The sequence below is a fragment of the Bacillus swezeyi genome, assembly GCF_001969815.1.
Lineage (GTDB): Bacteria > Bacillota > Bacilli > Bacillales > Bacillaceae > Bacillus > Bacillus swezeyi.
This window is the reverse complement of record NZ_MRBK01000095.1, coordinates 1-720: the sequence shown is the minus strand read 5'-3', so window position 1 is coordinate 720 and position 720 is coordinate 1. Positions and strand designations below refer to the sequence as shown.

Genomic DNA, 720 nt, shown 5'->3' with positions numbered 1-720 from the left:
TGAAAATGAATCTTATTGATTAGGTCTAAAAACATGTTCTGCTTAATTTGTTTACATATTAGAGTCTTTTATGGGAATGCTATCAATATATGGTTGTAAATAATAGGTTTATTTTATAGAATAATTACTATACAGATAAAGGAAGTTTAATATTTTAATTTTTCTAAAAACTTGTATCTTGAGAGAAAGGGAGAGGCGACGTGGATGTGATACCTTATGATTTGGTTGCGACGAAAATGAACTTTTGGTATACAGCTTTAAAAAACAATTGGCCGGGACAGGCGGAGGATACTAGGAAAGAAGTTGAAAGAGAATTAGATCAAATGGAACAAAACCAAGATGTGGTTGTCTATTATAACTTATTGTTGTTCCGGCACAACCTTCAATTTGATTATATGTATTCTGATCCTGGTGGTAATTTAAATAGTCGATTTGAGGAATTCAAAAAAATTCGAGATCAGAACAACCTTGAAGGAATGCTGGAATATTATTATCAATTCTTCGCGGGAATGTATCATTTCAGACAAAAAGAACTGATACTTGCTTTGAATTTCTATAGGAATGCCGAAAAGCAACTTGATTTTTTTGACTGTGATGAGTTGGAAAAAGCAGAATTTTATTTTAAAACATCAGAAGTGTATTATCACATGAAACAGACATTTTTCTCAATGAATTATGCTACTCAAGCATACAACATTTATAAAAAGTATGACACTTATG

1 protein-coding gene is annotated in these 720 nt (G+C 31.0%); it reads left to right on the top strand.

Annotation, left to right across the window (positions count from 1 at the left end):
• Window positions 1–200: 200 nt before the first annotated feature.
• Window positions 201–720, top strand: a 520-nt coding sequence (locus tag BTA30_RS22430) for a response regulator aspartate phosphatase (protein ID WP_491523027.1), incomplete at its 3' end; no start/stop codon positions are given.